Origin of the sequence: Pseudomonas sp. CCOS 191, from assembly GCF_001007005.1 — a bacterium.
In the GTDB taxonomy this organism is placed as follows: Bacteria; Pseudomonadota; Gammaproteobacteria; order Pseudomonadales; family Pseudomonadaceae; genus Aquipseudomonas; species Aquipseudomonas soli.
Genome location: NZ_LN847264.1, coordinates 2,443,456 through 2,463,172 on the forward strand (window position 1 = coordinate 2,443,456; position 19,717 = coordinate 2,463,172).

The 19,717-nt window shown below is 64.6% G+C and carries 17 protein-coding genes; 5 read left to right on the forward strand and 12 right to left on the reverse strand.

Annotated elements, in window-relative coordinates; all coding sequences use genetic code 11:
* Window positions 1-67 precede the first annotated feature (67 nt).
* The 7 genes from CCOS191_RS11090 to CCOS191_RS11120 form a co-directional block, all read right to left on the reverse strand.
* Window positions 68-457 carry a carboxymuconolactone decarboxylase family protein gene (locus CCOS191_RS11090; RefSeq protein ID WP_046855236.1) on the reverse strand — a complete coding sequence of 130 codons (390 nt, stop codon included), beginning with the start codon at window positions 455-457 and terminating at the stop codon, window positions 68-70.
* 202 nt (window positions 458-659) lie between these two features.
* A complete protein-coding gene (locus CCOS191_RS11095; RefSeq protein WP_038706316.1) occupies window positions 660-1,145 on the reverse strand; it encodes a flavin reductase family protein in 486 nt (161 codons plus the stop codon).
* 12 nt (window positions 1,146-1,157) lie between these two features.
* A complete protein-coding gene (locus CCOS191_RS11100) occupies window positions 1,158-2,639 on the reverse strand; it encodes an aldehyde dehydrogenase (protein WP_046855237.1) in 1,482 nt (493 codons plus the stop codon).
* Window positions 2,636-3,469: an alpha/beta fold hydrolase gene (locus tag CCOS191_RS11105; protein ID WP_046855238.1), complete on the reverse strand. Its 834-nt coding sequence runs from the start codon at window positions 3,467-3,469 to the stop codon at window positions 2,636-2,638. Before CCOS191_RS11105 ends, CCOS191_RS11100 begins: the two co-directional genes overlap by 4 nt.
* 68 nt (window positions 3,470-3,537) lie before the next feature.
* Window positions 3,538-4,134, reverse strand: coding sequence for an amino acid synthesis family protein (locus CCOS191_RS11110; protein ID WP_046855239.1), 597 nt, complete (start codon window positions 4,132-4,134; stop codon window positions 3,538-3,540).
* Between the two features lie 513 nt (window positions 4,135-4,647).
* A complete protein-coding gene (locus CCOS191_RS11115; protein WP_046855240.1) occupies window positions 4,648-5,691 on the reverse strand; it encodes an LLM class flavin-dependent oxidoreductase in 1,044 nt (347 codons plus the stop codon).
* A 73-nt stretch (window positions 5,692-5,764) separates the two neighbouring features.
* Window positions 5,765-6,250, reverse strand: coding sequence for a flavin reductase family protein (locus CCOS191_RS11120; protein ID WP_023630914.1), 486 nt, complete (start codon window positions 6,248-6,250; stop codon window positions 5,765-5,767).
* A 316-nt stretch (window positions 6,251-6,566) separates the two neighbouring features.
* Here CCOS191_RS11120 and CCOS191_RS11125 point away from each other — a divergent pair, with 316 nt between their 5' ends.
* A complete protein-coding gene (locus CCOS191_RS11125; RefSeq protein ID WP_046855241.1) occupies window positions 6,567-7,970 on the forward strand; it encodes a purine-cytosine permease family protein in 1,404 nt (467 codons plus the stop codon).
* 87 nt (window positions 7,971-8,057) lie between these two features.
* On the opposite strand, the gene CCOS191_RS11130 is transcribed toward CCOS191_RS11125, so the two are convergent.
* The 3 genes from CCOS191_RS11130 to CCOS191_RS11140 all read right to left on the reverse strand — a co-directional run bounded on the left by CCOS191_RS11130 (window position 8,058) and on the right by CCOS191_RS11140 (window position 12,960).
* Complete coding sequence (locus CCOS191_RS11130; protein WP_442963664.1) at window positions 8,058-9,719, reverse strand: methyl-accepting chemotaxis protein; 1,662 nt, start codon at window positions 9,717-9,719, stop codon at window positions 8,058-8,060.
* A gap of 162 nt (window positions 9,720-9,881) precedes the next feature.
* Window positions 9,882-11,507, reverse strand: coding sequence for a methyl-accepting chemotaxis protein (locus CCOS191_RS11135; protein ID WP_046855243.1), 1,626 nt, complete (start codon window positions 11,505-11,507; stop codon window positions 9,882-9,884).
* A gap of 250 nt (window positions 11,508-11,757) precedes the next feature.
* Window positions 11,758-12,960, reverse strand: a complete 1,203-nt coding sequence (locus CCOS191_RS11140) for an NAD(P)/FAD-dependent oxidoreductase (RefSeq protein ID WP_046855244.1) — start codon at window positions 12,958-12,960, stop codon at window positions 11,758-11,760.
* Between the two features lie 269 nt (window positions 12,961-13,229).
* On the opposite strand from CCOS191_RS11140, the gene CCOS191_RS11145 reads away from it, so the two are divergent.
* The 3 genes from CCOS191_RS11145 to CCOS191_RS11155 all read left to right on the forward strand — a co-directional run bounded on the left by CCOS191_RS11145 (window position 13,230) and on the right by CCOS191_RS11155 (window position 15,276).
* Window positions 13,230-13,772, forward strand: coding sequence for an RrF2 family transcriptional regulator (locus CCOS191_RS11145; RefSeq protein ID WP_046855245.1), 543 nt, complete (start codon window positions 13,230-13,232; stop codon window positions 13,770-13,772).
* A gap of 136 nt (window positions 13,773-13,908) precedes the next feature.
* Entirely contained in the window at window positions 13,909-14,814 is a 906-nt protein-coding gene (locus tag CCOS191_RS11150; protein ID WP_046855246.1) for a LysR family transcriptional regulator, read from the forward strand.
* A 201-nt stretch (window positions 14,815-15,015) separates the two neighbouring features.
* Window positions 15,016-15,276 (forward strand): DUF1652 domain-containing protein, encoded by a 261-nt coding sequence (locus tag CCOS191_RS11155; RefSeq protein WP_046855247.1) that lies wholly within the window; start codon window positions 15,016-15,018, stop codon window positions 15,274-15,276.
* A 2-nt stretch (window positions 15,277-15,278) separates the two neighbouring features.
* Here CCOS191_RS11155 and CCOS191_RS11160 read toward each other — a convergent pair whose 3' ends face one another.
* Together CCOS191_RS11160 and CCOS191_RS11165 are read right to left on the reverse strand one after the other, a co-directional pair.
* Window positions 15,279-15,566 carry a hypothetical protein gene (locus tag CCOS191_RS11160; protein ID WP_046855248.1) on the reverse strand — a complete coding sequence of 96 codons (288 nt, stop codon included), beginning with the start codon at window positions 15,564-15,566 and terminating at the stop codon, window positions 15,279-15,281.
* A gap of 75 nt (window positions 15,567-15,641) precedes the next feature.
* On the reverse strand, window positions 15,642-15,992 hold the full coding sequence (locus CCOS191_RS11165; RefSeq protein ID WP_046855249.1) for a response regulator: 351 nt from the start codon (window positions 15,990-15,992) through the stop codon (window positions 15,642-15,644).
* A 254-nt stretch (window positions 15,993-16,246) separates the two neighbouring features.
* On the opposite strand from CCOS191_RS11165, the gene CCOS191_RS11170 reads away from it, so the two are divergent.
* Window positions 16,247-19,717, forward strand: coding sequence for a response regulator (locus CCOS191_RS11170; protein ID WP_046855250.1), 3,471 nt, complete (start codon window positions 16,247-16,249; stop codon window positions 19,715-19,717).

Genomic DNA, 19,717 nt, shown 5'->3' on the forward strand with positions numbered 1-19,717 from the left:
TGTTGCGCCAACATCGCGGAATGCCTTGAACCGGGGCATTCCTTGCAGTGGTTCACACAGCCCGCTGTTAACGGGTGGATTGCGCATCGGCTTCGGCGAACGCTTCGCGGGCCAGGCGGAAACTGTCCACCGCCGCGGGCACGCCGCAGTAAATGCCGACTTGAAGCAGGATCTCGCGAATCTGTTCGCGGCTCAGGCCATTACGCAGCGCGCCGCGGATGTGCAGCTTGAGCTCGTGGGGCCGGTTGAGCGCGGAAATCATCGCCAAGTTTATCATGCTGCGCTCTTTGAGCGACAAGCCATCGCGGCCCCAGACGTGGCCCCAGCAGTACTCGGTGACCAGTTCCTGGAGTGGCTGGGTGAACTCGTCGGCGTTCTGGATCGAGCGGTTGACGTAGTCTTCGCCGAGCACCTGGGTGCGAATCTGCAGGCCTTTCTCGTACTTTTCGTTGCTCATCTGCCGAGGTCCTTGAACGTTGAATAAAAATGGGGGCCGCAACCGAAGGTGAGGGGGTATGCGCGGCCCCCGGAAACTGTTGGGCTGCTTCGCAGCCCTTTCGCCGGCAAGCCGGCTCCCACAGAAAAAACGCCGTACTGTGGGAGCTGCGGTTCGCCGCTGCGACTTGCCAGCGATTGGGGCGCACAGCGCCCCCGGGGTGTCAGCCCAGCGGCGGCAGCGCGCCGAGCTTGCCCTTGTGATAGACCATCGGGGTGACCGGCTGCTCGGGCAGCACCAGGTTCTTCACCTGGCCGACGATGATCGCGTGGTCGCCGCCATCGTATTCGCGCCACAATTCGCACTCGATGATCGCCGTGGCCTTGGTCAGCAGCGGGTTGCCCAGCTCGCTCAACTGCCAGTCGATGCCCTTGGCCTTGTCCTTGCCCTTGCCGGCGAAGGCATAGGCCTCGGCGGTCTGGTCGGCGGACAGCAGGTGGATGGCGAACTGCTTGCTGTCACGCAGGATCGGGTAGGTGTCGGAGGCGTAGTTGGGGCAGAACAGCACCAGCGCCGGCTCGATCGACAGCGCGCTGAACGCGCTGGCGGTGATGCCGACGATGCCGCCGTCGGCGTCCAGGGTGGTGACCACGGTGACGCCGGACGGGAACGAGCCCATCACGTCTTTGTAGATGCCGGGTTCGATCATGGTGGCGTTCTCCTAGCGCATCACGAAGGGGTCGGGCATGGGCGCGGTGGACAGGTTGATCCACACCGTCTTCAGCTCGGTATAGGCCAGCACCGAGTCGATGCCGCTCTCGCGGCCGTAACCGCTGTTCTTGAAGCCGCCGATGGGGGCCATGGCCGATACGGCGCGGTAGGTATTGACCCAGATGATCCCCGAGCGCACGTCACGGGCCAGGCGGTGGGCGCGGCCCAGGTCGCGGGTCCAGATGCCGGCGGCCAGGCCGAACTGCGAGTCGTTGGCCATCGCCAGGGCCTGTTCCTCGGTCTTGAAGCGGATCACCGCGGCGACCGGGCCGAACACTTCTTCCTGCATGATGGTCATCGAGTTGCTGTCGCACTCGAACAGGGTCGGCTCGTAGAACCAGCCATCACCTTCGACCTCGGCGCGCTTGCCACCCATGCGCAGGGTGGCGCCCTCGGCCTTGGCCGCGGCCACCAGGCCTTCGATCACCGCCAGTTGCTGGGCGGTGGCGATCGGGCCCATCTCGCTGCTGTCGTCCTGCGGGTTGCCGATGCGGATGCTTTTGGCGCGGGCGATCAGGCGTTCGACGAACTCATCGAAGATCTCGTCCTGCACCAGCAGGCGCGAACCTGCCACGCAGCTTTGCCCGGAGGCGGCATAGATGCCCGCTACGGCGCCGTTGATGGCGCTGTCCAGGTCGGCGTCGGCGAAGATGATATTCGGCGACTTGCCGCCCAGTTCCAGCGACAGCTTGGCGAAGTTCTCGGCGCTGCTGCGCACCACGTGGCGGGCGGTGGCGGCGCCGCCGGTGAAGGCGATCTTGCGCACCAGCGGGTGGCGGGTCAGTGCCGCGCCGGTGCTTGGGCCGTAGCCTGTGACCACGTTGACCACGCCAGCCGGGAAGCCGGCTTCCAGGGCCAGGCGGGCCAGCTCGAGGAGGGTGGCGGAGGCGTGTTCCGAGGGTTTGAGCACGATGGTGTTGCCGGCGGCCAGGGCCGGGGCCAGCTTGATCGCGGTGAGGTACAGCGGGCTGTTCCACGGGATGATCCCGGCAACCACGCCGATCGGCTCGTGCACCGTGTAGGCGAACAGGTCCGGCTTGTCCAGCGGCAGGGTGCCGCCTTCGAGCTTGTCGGCCAGGCCCGCGGTGTAGTGGAAGAACTCCGGCAGGTAGCCGACCTGGCCGCGGGTTTCGCGGATCAGCTTGCCGTTGTCACGGCTTTCCAGCTGGGCCAGGTGTTCCTTGTTCTCGGCAATCAGGTCGCCGAGGCGGCGCAGCAGCTTGCCCCGGGCGGTGGCAGTGAGGCCGCGCCAGGCCTTGCCTTCGAAGGCCCGCTGGGCGGCCTGCACGGCGAGCTCGACATCGGCTTCGCCGGCATCGGGCAGCTGCGCCCAGGCCTTGGCGGTGGCCGGGTCGAGGCTGTCGAAGGTCTTGCCGCTCTGGGCATCGCGCCATTGGCCGTCGATGCACATCTGGAAACGAACGAGGGTCATGCGACTATCCCCTTGGCGGATTCGGTGAGGGTGCGGGCCTGCCTGAGGAAGTCCAGCAGCATCTTGTTGACTTCGCGCGGTGCTTCCACCGGCATCATATGCCGTTGCTCGGCCAGGACCACGCTCTGCGCGCCGGGAATCCGCGCGGCGAGTTGGCGGGTCATCGCCGGGGTGGAACCGCTGTCGAGCTCGCCGGTGGCGATCAGCGTCGGTACCTGGATGTTGCCCAGGTCGGCTTCGCGGTACATGTCCTGGGTGGCGAACAGCGAGTAGGTGGTGTGGTAGCCCTGCGGGTCGTTGCTTGCCAGGATCTGGCGGATGGCGGCGACCTGGGCCGGGTTGGCGGCCTTGTACTCGCGGCTGAACCAGCGCTCGAGGGCGGCGTCGACGTTGGCGTCGGGGCCTTGTTCGAAGGCTTGCGCGGCGCGTGCGATCACCCCGGCGCTCTGCTCGGGGGTACGGTTGAACACACTGTTGAGTACCACCAGCGCGGCCAGGCGTTGCGGGTAGTTGAGGGCGAAGGCGCGGGCCACCAGGCCGCCCATGGAAAAACCGATCACGCAGGCCTGGGCGACCTGCAGGTGGTCGAGCAGTTCGGCGAGCTGCTCGGCATAGCCCTCCAGCGGCGTATCGGCGCTGGGCACGCGGCTCTGGCCATGGCCGAGCATGTCGTAGGCGATGACGCGATAGTCGTTGGCCAGGCCGACGATCTGCCCGCCCCACATTTCCTTGTTCAGGCCCACGCCGTGGATCAGTACCACGGGCTGGCCCTGGCCCAGGTCCAGGTAACTGGTCCCGGCCGGTGTACGTTCAGCGACAGGCTGAATCATGGAGGGCGCTCCTTGAAGGTCGGGCGCGGCGGGTATGCACGCCACGCCCAGGCCCGTCTTGGTTGTTGTTATTGAGCGTTGGTCTTTTCGGCAGCCAGTTCTTCCAGGTCGATGTAACGGTTGCCGATGCGTGGGTGCAGGCGGCCACCGTCGGCGGCGCCCAGCACCACGACGATCTCGTCGGCACGCGGGGCGTCTTCGATCTGCATTTCCAGGGTGATGTAGTGCGAGCGCAGGCCTTCGTCGTCCTTCTGCATCATCGGGATCTGGATCGAGGTGCCGGGGCCGCCGCGCTTGTTGGTGAAGCTCAGGTAGCTCTTGGCCTGCACCGCTTCGCGGTAGTGGTTGCCGAAGCGCAGGGTGTGGATCACCGCCGAGGCGTGCTCGATCTCGCCGTCGGCGCCGACCACGGCGGCCTTGCCGTAGGCCTCGATCTTGTCGGCTCCGCCGATGGCTGCGGTCAGGCGCTCGACCATCAGCGCGCCCAGTGCGGAGCAGTTGGCGCGGATCTCCGGCTTGAGGTCTTCGACGAAACCGCGACCGGCCCATGGGTTCTTGATTACCACGGCCAGGCCGACCATGGTCACCGGCTTGTCGGTGGCCTTGCCGCCTTCGATGCGGGTCTCTTCGGAGTAGGTGACGATCTTGCGGATTTCGAAACTCATGGGGGGCTCCTGGTTAGGGTTATCAGCTCTTGTTGTCTGATGGTATACCATAATATTTGATGTGCAAGAGGCGGTCGAAAATTTCTCTCACCGGAGGACGAAAGGCTGTGTGCCTGGCTTGGGTTTGGAGGCGATGCATCTATCGCGCGCCGCCCGCGCGGCGCATCGCGGATGAATCCGCTCCTACATTTGTTGCAACGTGGCCATGCCTGGCAGGCCACAGTTGCCAGCTTTGTTTGCACGGCGCGGTTTCTCGGTGAGCGTCTCTGCCGCCCCACATGCTTCATGCCTTGCGCCAGGGCTGGCAAACATGGCCTCACAGGTTTGGCACGTTGCAACAAATGTAGGAGCGGATTCATCCGCGATGCGCCGCGCGGGCGGCGCTCGATCTCATGGGCGCAGAACCTGCCCCGACGAACATTTCAAGGCGCCCCGCAAAAAAAAACCGCTCGCGCCGACCACGGGGGCCAACGCGAGCGGGCTGCTTCCCGCAATCGATCAGGCAAAGGGAATTCAGGCGAAGGCCGGCACCACTTCCTTGATGAACAGCTCCAGCGACTTGCGTTTCTCGGCATGGGGCAGGCTGTTGTCGCACCAGAAGCTGAACTCGTCGACACCGAGCTCCTGGTAGTACTTGATGCGCGCAATGATTTCTTCTGGGGTGCCGATCATGGTGTTCTTGCGGATATTCTCCAGCGCGAAGGCTGGCACCTCGGCGAACTTCGATTCAGGGCTTGGCTCGAGGAAGCCGTTGACCGGCACGGTCTTGTTGCCGAACCAGGCATCGAAGGTGCGGTAGAAGCGTGAAATTGCCTGGGCGCCGACCTTCCAGCCGTCCGGCTCGGCCGGGCTGTGCACGTGGGTGTGGCGCAGCACCATCAGTTGTGGACGCGGCACGTCCGGGTTGTTGTCCAGCGCGGCCTGGAACTTGTTCTTCAGGTCCAGCACCTCTTCGTCGCCCTTCATCAGCGGGGTGACCATGACGTTGCAGCCGTTGGCCACGGCGAAGTTGTGCGAGTCCGGGTCGCGGGCGGCGATCCACATCGGCGGCATGCCCTGCTGTACCGGCTTGGGCACGCTGGTGGAGGTGGGGAAGTTGTAGATCTCGCCTTCATGGGCATAGTCGCCTTGCCACAGCTGGCGCACCGCCGGGACCATCTCGCGCAGGGCCTTGCCGCCATCGGTGGCCGGCATGCCGCCGGCCATGCGGTCGAACTCGAACTGGTAGGCGCCACGGGCCAGGCCCACTTCCATGCGGCCATTGCTGATTACGTCGAGCAGGGCGCATTCGCCCGCCACGCGGATCGGGTTCCAGAAGGGCGCGATGATGGTGCCGGCGCCCAGGCGGATCTTCTCGGTGCGCGCTGCGAGGTAGGCCAGCAGCGGCATCGGGCTCGGCGAGATGGTGTATTCCATGGCGTGGTGTTCGCCGATCCACACGGTGCTGAAACCGCCGTCTTCGGCCATCAGGGTCAGTTCGGTGAGGTCTTCGAACAGCTGGCGGTGGCTGACCTGCTCATCCCAACGTTCCATGTGCACGAACAGCGAAAATTTCATGGGGCTTTTCCTCGGAGCTTTGTTGTTGTCGCCCGCTGGGGCAGGCGCTCTAAGTGGAATCGGTCGTCAGGGTTCAGGCGAAGGCCGGGAGGCTGGCCATCTTGCCGCGGCAATAGACCATCGGGCGGGGCGCCTCCTGCGGGACGATCAGGTTGTGTACCTTGCCGACCATGATGGCGTGGTCGCCGCCTTCGTATTCACGCCACAGTTCGCATTCGATCACGGCGGTGGCGCCGGCCAGGATCGGGTTGCCCAGTTCGCTCAGGGTCCACTCGATGCCGACGGCCTTGTCCTTGCCTTTTTTCGCGAACGCATATGCCTCGGCCTGCTGTTCACCGGAGAGCAGGTGAATGGCGAAGCGCTTGTTCTTCATCAGTACAGGGTAGGAGTCGGAGCTGTAGTTGGGGCAGAACAGCACCAGCGGCGGGTCCATCGACAGGGAAGAGAATGCGCTGGCGGTGAGGCCGACGATCGAGCCGTCGTCGTCCAGGGTGGTGATGACGGTCACGCCGGAGGGGAAGGAACCCAGGACGTGCTTGTAGACGGTTGCGTCGATCATCTCGTGTACCTCTGAAAAGGCTGCGGTGGTCCGCGGTTTTTATCGTTGATGTGTCTGATGGTATACCGTAATACCTATATTGCAAGCGGAATTTTCCGTGGCCTGGAGTTCGCGATGAACGGTGCAAGCCCCGTAATCACTGGCCTTGGTGTGAACATTTGTGCTGCGTGATGGCGCATGGAGCGAATCAGGTGCGCTGAAAATGAGCGGTGCAGTGTTGTCAAACTGTTGGAATACCATAATATGGTCTTCAGCTGAGAGGCCGCCCCGAGCGGTTTCCATACAACGATAAAAACGACCTTTCGAGCTGAATCCTATGTCCCAACCGTCGTCGCAACACCATCTCGTCGAGCAACACACGGTCGATTACGTGCCACCGTCCGAGCGCCATGGGAAGGCGCGCGACCTTTTCACCCTGTGGTTCAGCACCAACATCGCGCCGCTGCCGATTGTCACTGGTGCCATGGTGGTCCAGGTGTTCCATCTGAACTTGCTGTGGGGGCTGCTGGCCATCGTGCTGGGGCATCTGCTGGGCGGGGTGGTGATCGCCCTGGCCTCGGCGCAGGGGCCGCAGCTGGGCATTCCGCAGATGGTGCAGAGCCGCGGCCAGTTCGGCCGCTATGGCGCGCTGCTGATCGTGTTCTTCACCGCATTGATCTACGTCGGTTTCTTCATTTCCAACATCGTCCTGGCCGGCAAGTCGATCCACGGCATCGCCCCCGGCGTGCCGATGCCCGGCGCCATCGTCATCGGCGCCCTGAGCGCCACCGCCATCGGGGTGATCGGCTACCGCTTCATCCATACGCTGAACCGCGTCGGCACCTGGGTGATGGGCTCGGCGCTGCTGGCCGGCTTCATCATGATGTTCGCCCAGGAACTGCCGGGTGACTTCTTCAGCCGCGGCGCGTTCAACCTGTCCGGCTTCGTCGCCACGGTGTCGCTGGGCATCATCTGGCAGATCAGCTTCTCGCCCTACACCTCGGACTACTCGCGCTACCTGCCCCGTGAAGTCGGCATCGCCAAACCGTTCTGGGCCACCTACCTAGGCGCCACCCTGGGCACCATCCTGTGCTTCAGTTTCGGTGCGGTGGCGGTGCTGTGCGTGCCGGAAGGCACTGATGCCATGGTGGCGGTCAAGCAGGCCACCGGTTGGCTGGGCCCGGTGCTGATGGTGCTGTTCCTGCTCAACATCATCAGCCACAACGCCCTCAACCTGTATGGCGCGGTGCTGTCGATCGTCACCGCGATCCAGACCTTTGCCGCCCAGTGGACGCCGAGCATCAGGCTGCGCGTGGTGCTGGCGGGGGTGATCCTGATGGGCTGCGCCCTGGTGGCGCTGAACGCCTCGGCGGACTTCATCGGCCAGTTCATCGGGCTGATCCTGGCGCTTTTGCTGGTGCTGGTGCCGTGGGCGTCGATCAACCTGGTGGACTTCTACCTGATCAAGCGCGGCGAGTACGACATCGCCTCGATCTTCCGCGCCGATGGCGGCATCTACGGGCGTTTCAACCATCACGCGATCATCGCCTACGCCTGCGGCATCCTGGTGCAATTGCCGTTCGCCAATACGTCGCTGTATGTCGGGCCGTACTCGAACATCGTCGAAGGGGCGGATCTGTCGTGGCTGTTCGGGCTGTTGGTGACAGTGCCGCTGTATTACTGCCTGGCGACGCGGGCGCAGCCGGAAAAGGCGCAGCGGGTGGTCGGCGTCAAATCCTGAAATCCGCGCCAAACTCATCGCGGGGCACGCCCGCTCCTGCACAAGCCTTGCAGGAGCGGGCGTGCCCCGCGATGTTCATCAGGCCGTTCAGACCTTGAACTGCGCGACCAGCCCATTGAGCTCCAGCGCCAGCTGCGACAGGTCCTGGGCCGATGCGCTGGTCTGGTTGGCACCGTTGGTCGTCTGCAGCGCCAGGTCGCGGATGTTCACCAGGTTGCGGTCCACTTCCCGGGCCACTTGCGCCTGCTCCTCGGTGGCGCTGGCGATCACCAGGTTGCGCTGGTTGATCGAGGTGATGGTCCGCGAGATCAGCTCCAGAGCCTGACCGGCCGACTGCGCCACCTCCAAGGTGCCGCTGGCGCGGCCCTGGCTGCTGTGCATGGCGCTGACCGCCCGTTCGGTGCCGATCTGGATGCCGCCGATCATCTGCTCGATCTCCGCGGTGGACTGCTGGGTACGGTGGGCCAGGGCGCGTACTTCGTCGGCGACCACGGCAAAGCCACGGCCTGCCTCGCCGGCGCGGGCAGCCTCGATGGCGGCATTGAGCGCCAGCAGGTTGGTCTGGCCGGCGATGGCGCCGATAACATCCAGCACACGGGTAATGTCGTTGGCGCTGTTGGCCAGCTGTTCGATCTCTGCCGCGGTGCCGGTGACGTCGTCGACCAGGTGCTGGATAGAGGCGAGTGCCTGGTTGACCTGGTCTCGGCCATCACGGGTGGTCTGGTCCGCGCCCTGGGAAGCCTCGGCCGTGCTCACGGCGTTGCTGGCCACCTCCTCGACGGCGCAGGTCATCTGGTTGACCGCGGTGGCGGCCTGGTCGATCTCGGTGCTTTGCTGCAGCAAGCCACGGCTGGTGTCCTCGGTGACGCCGTGCAGCTCCTCCGAGGCCGAGGCCAGGCGGTTGGAGGACGCGGCGATCTTGCCGATGGTGTCGCGCAGGCTTTGCTGCATGCGGCGCAGGGCGTGCAGCAGCAATGCCGGTTCGTCCTGGCCAACGACCACGATCTCGCGGGTAAGGTCACCGGTGGCGACACGTTCGGCCACCATGACAGCCTCTCTCAACGGCGCGACGATGCTGCGGGTGAACAGGGTGGCGATGGCGATCAACACCAGCACGATCAGTATCATTGAAACGATGATCACGGTGAGCGCCTGATCACTGACCGCGCCGCTACGCTGCGAGGCGGCTTGCGCTCCCTTGTAGTTGTAGGCCACCAGCGTCGCCAGGGTTTCCATCATGCGGTCGGCGCGTTGGATCAATGGACCATTGATCAGGCGCAGGGCTTCTGTCATCTGGCCGGCACTGAGGTTGCGCAGCACTTCGTGTTGCTGCTGGGTGTAATGTTGGCGTGCCGTGATGAAAGCACTGAACAGACTGCGGTCCTCGGCGTCGGCAATGGTCTTTTCATAGTCCTTCAGGTCCTGCTGCACCGCTTCCTCGATGCTGTTCAGCAAGTTGACGCTGGCATTGCTGTCACTGTTCTGCTCCAGGGCCGCACGCAGTGTCGCTGCGCGTTCCTGGGCGAGGGTACCGGTGATTTCGTTGAGGGCGATCACCGCTGGCAGCCAATTGTCGCGTATTTCGTCCGTGGCATCTTTCATCTGCCGGGTCTCGTACAGCGCCACCAGCCCCATGGCCAGGACCAGGGCCGCCAGCAGGGTGAACAGGCTGGTCGCCCGCTTGCCGATCTTCATGTTTCTCAACAGCATGGGTGTTCCTTGACGTGTGAATGCAAACGTCAAGAGCATGGGCTGGGGGATGAGCAGGGGGTAGTCGCCAGGTCCTACGCGCTATAGCGTTTTTTCCTATTCGCCAGGGTTGAAATGCGATCACGGGGCAAGCCTGTCCCTACAGCAACCTTGCAGTTGATCTGTAGGAGTGGTTTGCCCCGCGAGGGGGCTCCTGGCACCTCAGACTTTGAACTGCGCCACCATCCCGTTCAACTCCACCGCCAGGCGTGACAGGTCCTGGGCCGCCGCGCTGGTCTGGTTTGCGCCTGCCGAAGTCTGCATCGCCAGGTCGCGGATGTTCACCAGGTTGCGGTCCACCTCCCGCGCCACCTGGGCCTGCTGCTCGGAGGCCGTGGCGATCACCAGGTTGCGCTGGTTGATCGTGGCGATCGCCTCGGCGATCAGCTCCAGGGCCTGGCCGGCCGATTGCGCTACTTCCAGGGTGCCGCCGGCGCGGCCCTGGCTGCTGTGCATGGCGTTGACCGCGCGCTCGGTGCCGGTCTGGATGCCGCCGATCATCTGCTCGATTTCCGCCGTGGACTGCTGGGTGCGGTGGGCCAAGGCGCGTACTTCGTCGGCGACCACGGCAAAACCACGGCCCGCCTCGCCGGCACGGGCGGCCTCGATGGCGGCGTTGAGGGCCAGCAGGTTGGTCTGGCCGGCGATCGAACCGATCACGTCAAGCACCTGGCTGATCTGGTTGGCGTGGCTGGCCAACTGCTCGATTTCCTCGGCGGTGCCGGTCACGTCATCGACCAGGTGCTGGATCGAAGCCAGTGCCTGGTTGACCTGGTCGCGGCCATCGCGGGTGGTGCGGTCGGCGCCCTGGGAGGCATCGGCGGTGCTCACGGCGTTGCTGGCCACTTCTTCGACGGCAGCGGTCATCTGGTTGACCGCGGTGGCGGCCTGGTCGATCTCGGCGCTTTGCTGGTGCAGGCCACGGCTGGTGTCTTCGGTAACGGTGTGCAACTCCTCGGAGGCCGAGGCCAGTTGGTCGGAGGAGGCGGCGATCCGCCGTAAAGTGTCGCGCAGGCTGTGCTGCATGCGGCTCAGGGCGCGCAGCAGCAAGGCCGGCTCGTCGCGGCCGAGCACGGTGATCTCGCGGGTCAGGTCGCCGGTGGCGACGCGCTCGGCCACGGCGACGGCGTCGGCCAGCGGGACGATGATGCTGCGGGTGAGGAGGGTGGCGATGGCGACCAGCGCGAGCAGGATCACGGCAATGGCGCCGATGATCAGGGCAAAGGCTTCGTCGGAGGCCGCGCTGCTGCGCTGCGAGGCCTGCTCGGCGCCCTGGGTGTTGTAGGTGATCAGTTCGCCCAGAGCCTTCATCATGCTGTCGGCGTATTCGGCCAGCGGGCCGTTGACCAGGCGGCGGGCTTCGTCGAGCTGATCGTTGCCGGCGGCGCTGCGAATGGCTTTCTGCAGGCCGTGGTAACGCTCGCTAAGACCGATGAAGGCATCGAACAGGGCGCGGTCGTCGGCTTCGATGATGGTGCGCTCGTAGGCCTTGAGGTCGCTTTCGAGCTGCTGGTTGACCTGGACGATCTTGTCCAGGGTGGCGTGGCGAACGCTGCTGCTGTCCTCCAGGACACTGCGCAAGGTGAGGGCACGGGCTCGGCCCAGGTTGCTGCTGACTTCGCCCAGGGCGAGTACCGCGGGCATCCAGGTGATGCGGATTTCGTCGGTGGCGCTGTCCATCCTGCGGGTTTCGTAGAGGGCGACCAGGCCCATGGCCAGGACCAGTACCCCGAGCAGGGTGAACATTCCTGCTGCCCGAATGCCGATCTTAACGTTCCGTAACTGCATGCGACGCTCCTTGACGGTGGCTGCAGGCGTCAAGAGCGCGGACGGACCGGGCTCGGCTGGTAGGGCTCTCGATGCACTGCGAAAGGGGTTATATCCTCACGGTTCATGTTGTTTTTTCAGAATGATGACACAGTGCCACTATTTTTGACCAGTCGTTCAATGAACGCTCGGTCCCCGGGGTGTGTCGTCACTTGCTGACCAATGGTCTTCTTTGCGTCGCAAAAAGGGCCGCAGCGCGGCCCTTTCTTGATCATGCAACGATCGGGATCAATGGGTCGGCAGCCGCCAGCGCCTGGGCGCGATCCGCCGCTGGGGGGTAGATCCACACCGTGTTGATCTGGCGCTTGAGTTGCTTGCCGTCCTGGCCCTGCAGGTGCAGTTCGCGTTCCCAGCCTTCGCTGTAGGCCGCGCCCCATTCGCCCAGGTCCAGGCAGGTGACGTACTTGGGCTGGCGATAGATCACCGGCTCCACGCCCAGCAGGTCGGCCATGGCGTTGTTACCCGAATGGCGGCCCATGGGAATGGCGTGCTGGCAGGTCATCAGCGCGTGGTTGCCCAGGTCGTCGACCGCGGCGCGGGCGACATCGCCGGTGGCGTAGATGTAGTCCTGGCCAACGACTTTCAGGTGACCGTCGACTTTCAGGCGGCCCAGGCCGTCACGCTCGCCTGCGACCTGGGCGGTCAACGGGCTGGCCTTGACCCCCACGGTCCAGATCACGGTCTTGCTGGCGATGTATTCGCCGTTGTCCAGGGTCACGCCCCCCGCATCCACCGCCACCACCGAGGTGCCGGTCAGCCATTGCACCCCGGCCTGCTCGCTGGCGCTGACGATGGCCGGGGTGATCCCGGCGCCGAGCGCGGCACCGATGCTGGCACCTCGGTCGATCAGCACCACACGGGCCTGGCCTTCGCCGAGGATGGCGCGCATTCGGGATGGCAGCTCGGTGGCCGTTTCGATACCGGTGAAGCCACCACCGCACACCACCACTGTGTTGCGCGCCGGGGAGGCGGGCAGGCTGGCCAGGCTGTGCAGGTGCTGTTCCAGGCGAGTGGCCGACTCCATCTGGTCGACATCGAAGGTGTGCTCTGCCAGGCCCGGGACGGCGGGGCGGGCCACCTGGCTGCCGGCGGCGAGGATCAGGCGATCGTAGGCGAGCTGGTGCGGGCGGCCATCGGCATCGCGATAACCGACCTGGCGGGCGTCGCTGTCGATGGTGTCGGCGGTGCCGTGGATGAACTCCACGCCCACCACGTCGAACAGTGCCTCCAATGGCGCCTGCAAGCTGTGCACGTCGGCTTCGTAGAAGCGTGGGCGGATCCGCAGTTGCGGCTGCGGGGCCAGCACACTGATGCGCACGTCGCCGCGCTGGGCCTGGTCGAGCAGGCGGGCGGCGCTCAGGGCGCTCCAGACACCGGCAAAGCCGGCACCGATGATCAGGATACGAGAGGTCATGAAGGTGCTCCGCAAGGTAGGAAAAGGGCTCCGGCGAAGCCTGTGCTGCTTGCCGAATAACTACGACTTTATTGGTCGTAGTTTAAAACGGCAAGTGTTTTTTCCGTGGCGGGCTGTTCGCAAAGTGCCAAGAGTGGCTCGAATGCCGCGTGCTATATGGCGTTAAGCTGGGTTGTGATCGGCCCGTCCGACGACGAGCGGTTGTGCCTGGCTTTGCTTGCAGGCAATGAAAGGCGTACTATTTGCGACAAAATCAGTCGGAGATTCATATGTCCCTCTACAGTGCAGGCGTCGAGTACGGCATCCACTGCCTGCTGTTCCTGGTGGACGAGCGTGGCGACAGCCGCGAGTCCAGCGTGCGCGACCTGGCCGAACTGCAGGGTGTGCCCCAGGAATACCTGGCCAAGGTCTTCACCAAGCTCGCCCGGGCCGGGCTGGTCGCCGCGACCGAAGGCGTGCGCGGCGGGTTTCGCCTGGCGCGGCCTTCCGACGAAATCACCGTGCTGGATATCGTCACGGCCATCGATGGGCCGAAGAAGCTCTTCGATTGCCGGGAGATCCGCGAGCGCTGCGCGGTGTTCGAAGGTTCGGCGCCGGGCTGGGCGACCGAGGGCACTTGTGCGATCCACGCGGTGATGCTGGGAGCGCAGAAGCGCATGGAGGAGGCGCTGGCCCAACAGACCATCCTCGACCTGGCGCGGCGGTTCGGGCGCAAGGCGCCTGCCGAGTTCGGGCAGAAGGTCAATGACTGGATGAGCGAGCGACGCGACGGCAAAGGCAGCGCTGGCGATATTCCGTTGCAGGCGGTCTGACCGGCCTGGGCCACCACGGAAAATGCTGCTCAACCCCCAGGTAAATCCTTGCCTGGGTGATCCGCCCGCGCGCCCCAAGGCGCGGTAAGCTGACAGGAAAATCCCGCGCGCCGCACACGGCGCCAGAGAGGTCAGCGTGGCTTCCTATACCTTGCGCCAACTGAAGTACTTCGTCACCACCGTGGAGGCCGGCAGCGTCGCCGAAGCCTCGCGCCAGTTGTATATCGCCCAGCCGTCGATCTCCACGGCGATCAAGAGCCTGGAAGAGAGCTTCGGCGTGCAGCTGTTCATTCGCCATCACGCCCAGGGCGTGTCGCTGACGCCCAGCGGCAAGCGCTTCTACGCCAAGACCCGGTCCCTGTTGCAGATGGCCCACGAGTTCGAGCAGAACGCCCTGGCCGACAACGACACGGTGGCCGGGCAGATCGACATCGGCTGTTTCGAGACCGTGGCGCCGCTGTATCTGCCGCGGCTGATCGCCGGCTTCCGCGAGCGCTACCCAGGGGTGGACATTCGCCTGCGCGACGGTGAGCAACAGGACCTGATCCAGGGGCTGACGGCCGGTACCTTCGACCTGGCGTTCCTCTATGACCATGACCTGGATGGCACCATCGAGACCGAGCCGCTGATGCCGCCACAGAAACCCTATGTGCTGCTGCCGGAAAAGCACCGTTTCGCCGGCCAAGCCCAGGTGTCGCTGCGTGACCTGTGCCCCGAGCCGATGATCCTGCTCGACGTGGCCCCCAGCCGCACCTATTTCGTCAGCCTGTTCAACGAACTGGGGCTGACGCCGAACATCGTCTTCAGCTCCCCGTCGATCGAGATGGTCCGGGGCATGGTGGGGCAGGGCTTCGGTTTCTCGCTGCTGGTCACCCGGCCGCACTCGGAATTCACCTACGACGGGCAGCGCCTGGTGACGCTGGCTATTGCCGAGCCAGTGACGCTGTCGGGGTTGGCGGCGGCGCACCTCAAGCGTGTGCAACTGACCAAGCCGGCGCAGTTGTTCGTGGAATTCTGCCGTGAGGAACTGGCACGGATGTAGGTGCTGACCGCCCGTCGCCCATCTGGCAAAGACGACCGAACGTTGATCAGCCAGCGGTTTCTTCTACTAGGGTGCATTGAGCCGTTGTCATCGCTGGGGCGAATGGACCTGCGCCCCCTCATCGGCAATCTCAATTGGCATCCTGCCCGTCGAGGGCGTACCACACCCAACAGGCCATCCAGTACAAGAGAGGGTCGTACCATGTCGTTGATTGGCGTTTCGATGCTTGAGATGCGGCAGATGATCGAACAGGCCTGCCTGCCCGACCGCTGCGAGGTGAGCTGTGCGGACGGCGAGCACCTCACCATTCGTCTGGGCCAGGGCTCGAGCCTGGACGATTGCCTTACCGTGACTGGCGTGCCGATTGCCAGCCTCAATACTTGCCATGACCTGCTGGGCCTTGTGAGTCGGGTCAAGGCACAACGTGATGCCCCGCCGGGCGCCCGCAAAACGATTGCCTGAGGTCATTGCAACTCGAGCAGCAGGTTGATGCCGCCGTCGCCGCATTTGACGTGTTCACGGACCACGCCCCGATAGTTGCGCCCCTCCCAGGCGAAGGTGACGCTGTGCGCCTTCTCCACCTTGCCGGGTAACGGCGGTTCGATATGCAGGCGCAGCGCGGGACGGCCTTGCAGGCTGAGGGCGGCCAACTGGACCTGACACATGGCGCGCTGAGCCACCGGGCCGAACAAGGTATCGCGGACGAAATCCAGTTCCAGGCAAGCGCAAGGGGCACGACAGGGCATCTTCATGGTGGCTTTCCGACGAGAGAGGCATACCTCGAAGATTGGAAGCCTAAAGGCGCGAGACGTTCAAATTATTTCAGTTCACGGTGCGCCGAGAATCTCCAGCACTTTGTCGCGCAACTGGTCGATGCTGAACGGCTTGCCGATCAGGTGCATGCCTGGGGGCACGTTGAAGCTCTCGGCGTAGCCACTGGCGAACAGCACCGGCAGATTCGGCCGGCTTTCCCGGGCCTTGGCCGCCAATTCCTCGCCGCGCAGGTCGGGCAACCCCACGTCGGTCATCAACAGCGCCAGCGGTTGCGTGGGATCCTCGATGATCTTGAGGGCCGCGGCAGCGCTGTCGGCTTCGATGGCGGCATAGCCCAGTTCGTCGAGCACTTCGACTATCAGCATGCGAACGATGTCGTCGTCTTCGACTACCAGAAGGTGCATTGTGTGGATCCTGTTTCGATGGATTGTCTCTACTCTGTGCGCGGGGCCAGGGCAGAAGTTCCCAAGCTTAACGGCATGGGCAAATAGATGGAACGATTGCTGCAGACAGGCTTCAAATACTGGCTAAATGCCCTGCCAGTTCCGCGAAAGCTGGTTAGACTCGCTGTATTCGCGGTCGGTCTGGCGCAGGGCAACACTTACACGACGTAGACGCCGGTCTGTTCAATGGACTTATTTCGCTCGGGCACTTTCACATGATTCAAGCAGCCTCGATGGACCAACGCAGTTTTCGCAAACTGCTGAGCCGCAACGTCGGCCTGCCCCTGGGAGTGGGGCTACTGGGCGCCGTGGCCTTTGTCGCGGTGATCTACTACCTGCTTTCGGCCATGCAGTGGGTCGAGCACACCGATCGGGTGATCGGCAATGCCAACGAGACGATCAAGCTGTCGATCGACATGGAAACCGGCATGCGCGGCTATCTGCTGACCGGCGAAGAGCGTTTCCTCGACCCCTACGAGGTAGCCAAGCCGCGCATCTTCGGCAGCCTGGACAGCCTGCGGGGAATGGTGGCCGACAACCCTCAGCAAGTCGACCGCATCGACCGCATTGCGGCGCTGCAGCGCGAGTGGAACACCTTCGGCAACGAAGTTATCAGCCAACGGCGCAGCCAGCAGGGTGATGTGGCGTCGTCGATTGGCCGTGGCCGCGGCAAGCGCCTGACCGACGAGATCCGCAAGGAGTTCGATACCTTCATCAACACTGAGCAGCAACTGCGCACGGCGCGTAACGAGACGGTCAGCACGGTCACCACGACCGCGATTTCGGCGTTCGTGTTGTTCATCGTTGCCTTGAGCGCGTTGCTCGCCTACCTGGGGCGGCGCGACCTGCTAGCCCTGTCTTCGAGTTATGTCGAGAACCTCGAAGCCCAGCAACGTGCCGCCGAGCGCCTGGAACAACAGGCCTGGCTGCGCGCCGGGCAGACCCAGCTGGCCGAGCAGGTGCTGGGCCAGCTGACGCTGCCGATGCTCGGCGACAATATCCTGCGCTTTTTCGCTGGTTACCTGGGCAGCGTGGTCGGTGCGCTGTATGTGCGCGATGAGCATGGCCAGCTGGTGCGCGTCGCCGCCTATGGTCTGGATGCCGAACAGCAGGCTAGCGAACCGCGCATGGGCGATCATGCCGGCCTGCTGGGCGAGGCGGTGGCCCAGGGGCGGCTGTTGCGCCTGGACGAGCTGCCGGAGGACTACTATCGCCTGAGCTCGGGCCTGGGCCGTGGCCTGCCGCGCAGCGGCTTGCTGGTGCCGGCGCAGGACGATGGGCGGGTCAACGGCGTGCTGGAGCTGGGCTTCCTGCGTGCGCTGCAGGAACGTGACGTGGAGCTGCTGCAGCGGGTCGCCGAAAACCTGGGCATCTCCATCGAAAGCGCCCGTTACCGTCAGCGTTTGCAGGAAGTGCTGGCCGAGACGCAGCAGCTCAACGAAGAACTGCAGGTGCAGCAGGAGGAGCTCAAGACCGCCAACGAAGAGCTCGAGGAACAGTCGCGGGTGCTCAAGGAGTCCCAGGCCCACCTCGAGACCCAGCAGGCGGAGCTGGAGCAGACCAACGAGCAACTGGCCGAGCGCACCGAGGCCCTGGACCGCAAGAACAGTGAGCTGAACCAGGCCCAGGTCGAGTTGCAGGCCCGCGCCGATGACCTGCAGCGCTCGAGCAAGTACAAGTCCGAGTTCCTCGCCAATATGTCCCATGAGCTGCGCACGCCGCTCAACAGCTCGCTGATCCTGGCCAAGCTGCTGGCCGAGAACGCCGAAGGCAATCTCAGCGAGGAGCAGGTGAAGTTCGCCGAGTCGATCTACTCGGCCGGCAACGACTTGCTCAACCTGATCAACGATATTCTCGACATCGCCAAGGTCGAGGCCGGCAAGCTGGAAGTGCGCGCTGAAAGCACACCGTTGGAGCGTCTGGTTGAAGGCCTGCAGGGCATGTTCCAGCCGTTGGCGCAGGACAAGGGCCTGTCCTTCGCCGTGCAGTTGGAGCAGCCGTTGCCGGTGGCCCTGTTCACCGACCGTCAGCGCCTGGAGCAGATTCTCAAGAACCTGCTGTCCAACGCCATCAAGTTCACCGAGCGCGGCCAGGTCAGCCTGCGCATCAGCCATCAGGCGGGCCTGGGCATCGTCTTCGCGGTGCGCGACACCGGCATCGGCATTGCCGCCGACCAGCAGCAGGCGATCTTCGGCGCCTTCCACCAGGTCGATGGCACCAGCAATCGCCGCTATGGCGGCACGGGTCTGGGGCTGTCTATCTCCCGCGACCTGGCCCACCTGCTGGGCGGGCAGATCAATGTCGACAGCAGCCCGGGGCAGGGCAGCGTGTTCAGCCTGATCCTGCCCGAGCACTTCGAGCCTTCGGCGCAACAGGTCGAGGTGCACAGCCTGCGCCCGGCGGTCGACGAACTGCCGCCCGCACCGCCGGTGCCTGCGCCCGTTCGCAGCGAGCGCCCGACCCCGGCCTTCGCCGATGACCGCGAGCGGGCGCCGTTCGGCAACCGCTGCATCCTGGTGATCGAGGACGAGCCGAATTTCGCCCGCATCCTCTTCGACCTGGCCCACGAACTGGGTTACAGCTGCCTGGTCGCCCATGCCGCCGACGAGGGCTTCGAGCTGGCCGCGCAGTACCTGCCCGACGCCATCCTGCTGGACATGCGCCTGCCTGACCATTCCGGGCTCACCGTGCTGCAGCGCCTGAAGGAACAGGCCGGCACCCGGCACATACCGGTGCATATCATTTCGGTGGAGGACCGGGTCGAGGCGGCCATGCACATGGGCGCGGTGGGCTACGCGGTCAAGCCCACCAGCCGCGAGGAACTCAAGGCCGTGTTCGGTCGCCTGGAGGCCAAGCTCACGCAGAAGCTCAAGCACATCCTGCTGGTGGAGGACGACGACCTGCAGCGTGAGAGCATCGCCCGCCTGATCGGCGACGACGATATCGAGATCACCGCCGTGGCCATGGCCCAGGATGCCCTGGCGCTGCTGCGCGAGAACATCTATGACTGCATGATCATCGACCTCAAGCTGCCCGACATGCTCGGCAACGAGCTGCTCAAGCGCATGACCGCCGAGGATATCCGCAGCTTCCCGCCGGTGATCGTCTACACCGGGCGCAACCTCACCCGCGAGGAGGAGGCCGACCTGCTCAAGTACTCGCGCTCGATCATCATCAAGGGCGCGCGCTCGCCCGAGCGCCTGCTCGACGAGGTGACGCTGTTCCTGCACAAGGTCGAGTCGCAGCTGTCCAACGAACGCCAGCGCATGCTCAAGACCGCCCGCAGCCGCGACAAGGTGTTCGAGGGGCGCAAGATCCTGCTGGTGGACGATGACGTGCGCAATATCTTCGCCCTGACCAGCGCCCTGGAACACAAGGGTGCCATCGTCGAGATCGGCCGCAACGGGCGCGAGGCCATAGAATGCCTGGAAGCCAACGACGACATCGACCTGGTACTGATGGACGTGATGATGCCGGAAATGGACGGCTACGAGGCGACCCGGCTGATTCGCCAGCAACCGCGCTGGCGCAAGCTGCCGATCATCGCCGTGACCGCCAAGGCGATGAAGGACGACCAGCAGCGTTGCCTGCAGGCCGGGGCCAACGACTACCTGGCCAAACCGATCGAGCTGGACCGCCTGTTCTCGCTGATCCGGGTCTGGCTGCCGCAATTGGAGCGAATCTGA